3 protein-coding genes are annotated in these 4,205 nt (G+C 57.7%); all 3 read right to left on the bottom strand.

The window, feature by feature from the left end:
- Positions 1-738, bottom strand: a 738-nt coding sequence (locus XH81_RS04845) for a bifunctional 5,10-methylenetetrahydrofolate dehydrogenase/5,10-methenyltetrahydrofolate cyclohydrolase (RefSeq protein WP_271596020.1), incomplete at its 3' end; no start/stop codon positions are given.
- Positions 739-763: 25 nt separating this feature from the next.
- Positions 764-1,618, bottom strand: a complete 855-nt coding sequence (gene purU, locus XH81_RS04840; RefSeq protein ID WP_271596021.1) for a formyltetrahydrofolate deformylase — start codon at positions 1,616-1,618, stop codon at positions 764-766.
- An 88-nt stretch (positions 1,619-1,706) separates the two neighbouring features.
- Entirely contained in the window at positions 1,707-4,193 is a 2,487-nt protein-coding gene (locus tag XH81_RS04835; RefSeq protein ID WP_271596019.1) for a GcvT family protein, read from the bottom strand.
- Positions 4,194-4,205 lie beyond the last annotated feature (12 nt).

Genomic DNA, 4,205 nt, shown 5'->3' with positions numbered 1-4,205 from the left:
CACATCGCCGACCAATTGCTGCTTGCCGTTGCGTTCGATGCGATTGATGCCGACGTCGATGACGATTGCACCAGGCTTGATCCAATCGCCACGAATGAACCCCGCCCGTCCGGCCGCGGCAACCAGAATGTCCGCACCACAACAGACCGAAGGAAGATCCTCGGTCCTGGAGTGCGCGATGGTAACCGTACAGTTTTCTCGCAAAAGGAGTTGTGCCATCGGCTTCCCGACTATGTTTGAACGGCCGATGATGACTGCCGAAAGCCCGGCAAGATCCTTACGGACGCTCTTGATCAAAAGCATACACCCGAGTGGCGTGCAGGCGACCAAAGCGGGGGCGCCGAGCGACAGGTTGCCCACATTAATAGGATGGAAACCGTCTACGTCCTTTGCCGGATCGATGGCGGCAGTCACTTTCTGGGCATCGATGTGAGAGGGTAGCGGCAGTTGAACGAGAATGCCGTCAACGTCTTCGGCGGCGTTCAGGCGCTTGATCAACGCCAGAAGATCACTCTCGCTGGTTGAGGCGGGCAACTCATGATGGAACGAGCGCAATCCCGCTTCGACCGACCTGCGCACCTTGTTGCGAACGTAAACCGAGCTTGCAGGATCATCGCCAACAAGCACAACAGCAAGACCAGGGGTCGCCCCCCGATCCACGAGAGTTTCGACGGCACCGCGCACCTCATCGTGAAGCTGCCTCGCCGCGGCAACGCCGTTGATCATCACTGCACTCATGTACCGTTCGCCTGTATCGTGATGCTCATCGAAAGACCACCGTGCGATCGCCGTTCAACAGGACGCGGTTCTCCGCGTGAAACCTGACGGCTCGCGTCAATACTGCGGCCTCCACATCTCGTCCGACCGCTGAGAGTTCCTCGGGCGTGAGGGAGTGATCAACGCGTAAGACGTCTTGCTCGATGATCGGCCCCTCATCCAGGTCCGCAGTGACATAGTGGGCTGTCGCGCCGATCAACTTGACACCCCTTGACTGGGCTTGATGATACGGGCGCGCTCCCTTGAAGCTTGGCAGGAAAGAGTGATGGATATTGATGACCCGTCCCGACATCTTCTGACAGAGCCCATCCGACAAAACCTGCATGTATCTGGCCAACACAATCAAATCGATGCGATCCTGCTCGACCCGCTCCATTAGCTTTGCTTCCTGAGCCAGCTTTGTCTCGGGAGTGATCGGTAGATGATGGAAAGGAATGTCGTAGGAGGCCGCGAGGCGATAGAAGTCCTTATGATTCGAAACGATTAATGGAATCTCGACATCGAGCATTCCCGTGGAATATTTAAACAGAAGGTCGTTTAGGCAGTGTCCGGCGCGGGAGACCATAATCATGACCCGTAGCTTCGAACTGGAATCATGCAATTGCCACGTCATATCAAATGACTTTCCGACTTCTGAAAACTCCGACTGCAAGCGCGAGATTGCGATGTTGTCCAGCGCGTCGAACGAAATGCGCATGAACAGTTTGCCGACGCTGCGATCGGAGAATTGAGCGCTGTCTCGGATATTGCATCCATGGGTCGCGAGGAAGCCAGAGACAGCGTGAACAATGCCGATCCGGTCCGGACAGGAAAATGTCAAGACGAAGTCGGGCCGATTGATTCGTTTAATCGACGATCCAGGGCCAGGCGAATTCTGTGCAAGGGGGCTGGCAGATACGACGCTAATTTCAGACATGAGACCCTACCGCTCAGGAAGCCGCCGCAGAAACGGCAACGGCACCTTCGACGTCCTTCACCCGATTGTTGGCGGGATCATAGAACGCACGTAGCGAAGCTCGGGCGGGCACACGCACGCCTGCGACCTCGACCTCCAATTTGCCATCCTGCAAATAAGCCGCATCGACTCCACCGCCGTCGGGGTTCTCGACATAGCCCAGACCAAGAGAGGCTCCAATGCTATGACCGTACATGCCGGACGTGACTCGCCCTACGAGACGACCATCGTGCCAAACCGGTTCATTGTGGTAGAGCAGCAGCGCGGGATCCTCGAGCGCAAGATGGACCATCTTGCGCTTGGGCCCGGCTTCCTTCTGACGCAGCAAGGCATCGCGCCCAACAAAGCCTTGCGGCTTCGACCAAGCGACCGCGAAGCCGAGCCCGGCCTCCAGCGGGGTATCTTCGTCCGTGATGTCGTGGCCCCAGTGCCGGTATCCCTTCTCCATCCGCAATGAATTCATCGCGTGGTACCCGGCAAGGCGCATGCCGAATGAAGCACCCTCTTCGAAAAGAACGTCGAATACGCCCTGGACGAACTCCGTCGGGATGTACAATTCCCATCCCAGTTCGCCGACATAGGTAATGCGGCTTGCCCGCACCTTGGCATAACCAAGATCGATAACCTTCGAGGTCGCGAATGGAAACGCACTGTTCGACAGATCGGCATCCGTCAGCTTGCTCAACAAACTCCTGGACTTCGGACCCATCACGCCAAGGACGGAGTAGGCCGAAGTGACGTCGACCGCCAGCGCCCGCGCACCTTCCGGAATGTTGCGCCTCAAGCAGGCCAAGTCTCTGACCTGCGTGGCGACAGCGGTTACGATGAGGAAGCGCTTTTCGCCTTCTCGGGTGATCGTCAGATCCGCCTCGATGCCACCACGCTCATTGAGCCACTGAGTATAGACGATGCGCCCGACGGGAACCGAGACGTTATTCGCACTGATCCGATTGAGAATGTGCTCGGCGTCCTCGCCCTCGAACACGAATTTGGCGAAGGACGACTGGTCGAACAGCCCGACGTTCTCACGCACCGCGAGATGCTCCTCGGCGGAATAGTCGAACCAGTTTTGTCGCCCGAAACTATACTCGTACTTGGCCTCGCAGCCCTTTGGCGCGTACCAATTGGGTCGCTCGAAGCCCGCGACCTCACCGAAGCAGGCCCCCCGAGAGAGCAAGCGATCGTGGAGCGCCGAACGTCGGACACCTCTCGCTGTCTCCGCCTGCCGGAACGGCCAATGCATCGCGTACAGCAAGCCAAGCGACTCGACCGTTCGATCCCGGAGATAGCGACGGTTCGACTGGAATGGCATCACGCGTCGTATATCGACGTCCCACAGGTCCATCGGAGGGTGACCATCGACGATCCAATCGGCAAGCACCTTGCCTGCTCCACCCGCGGAACGTATGCCAATGGAATTGAAGCCTGCCGCCACGAACAGATTTCGTACCTCCGGCGTCTCGCCAAGCATATAGCGATCGTCCGGAGTGAAACTCTCCGGTCCGTTGAAGAACAACTGGATTCCCGTTTTCGCCAGTATCGGAACGCGACGGATCGCCCCCTCAAGCAGCGGCTCGATGTGCTCGAAATCGTCAGGCAACGTATCGAATTCGAAACTCTCGGGAATCCCCTCCATACCCCAAGGCTTTGCAACCGGCTCAAACCAGCCGACCAGCAACTTGCCGGCATCTTCCTTGAAATACGTGCAAGCATCGGCATCACGCAGCACAGGAAGATGTTTTTTTATGTCTGGCAGCGGCTCGGTGACGATATAGAAGTGTTCGGCTGCGTGAAGCGGCACGGTCGTACCCGCGCTTGCACCGAGGTCCCGCGCCCACATGCCTGCGCAATTGACCACAAACTCGGCGGCGATTTCGTGGTCCTTGCTGCGAACACCGACCGCGCGGCCATTTTCGATTACGATCTCGGTTACAGCAGTGCCCTCGAATATCTTCGCCCCACGAAGCCTGGCGCCCCTCGCCAGCGCATGCGTCGTGTCCACTGGATTGGTCTGACCATCCTTCGGAAGATGAACCGCACCCACAAGATCTTCGGTCGCCATTAATGGCCAAAGATCTCCCGCCTCCTTGGCGGTGAGGACGTTTACTTCCAGCCCAAAACAACGAGCCATTGACGCTCCGCGCTTCAACTCTTCGAAGCGCTCCTGATGAGTGGCAATTGCCAACGACCCGATCTGGCGGTAGCCAGTGTTTTGCCCCGACTCTCGTTCGAGTTGTCCATAAAGCTCGGTCGTATATTGGGCCAACCGCGTTAGATTGTGCGTTGCACCGAGCTGGCCGACCAAGCCAGCCGCATGCCATGTCGTTCCGGAGGTGAGTTGCTTACGTTCAAGCAGGACCACATCGGTCCAACCGCGAAGAGTCAGATGGTAGGCCAGACTGCAACCCATGATACCGCCGCCGACAATGACGACTTGAGCCGACTTTGGAAGATCCGTCATATCTAAGCTCCA

Origin of the sequence: Bradyrhizobium sp. CCBAU 25360, assembly GCF_028128695.1 — a bacterium.
Lineage (GTDB): Bacteria > Pseudomonadota > Alphaproteobacteria > Rhizobiales > Xanthobacteraceae > Bradyrhizobium > Bradyrhizobium ottawaense.
The sequence above is the reverse complement of the archived record's forward strand: the minus strand, read 5'-3'. Positions and strand labels throughout refer to the sequence as shown.

Excerpts from the sequence above, each read along its gene's own strand:
- XH81_RS04835 (WP_271596019.1), bottom strand. The coding sequence starts at position 4,193 with ATGACGGATCTTCCAAAGTCGGCTCAAGTCGTCATTGTCGGCGGCGGT.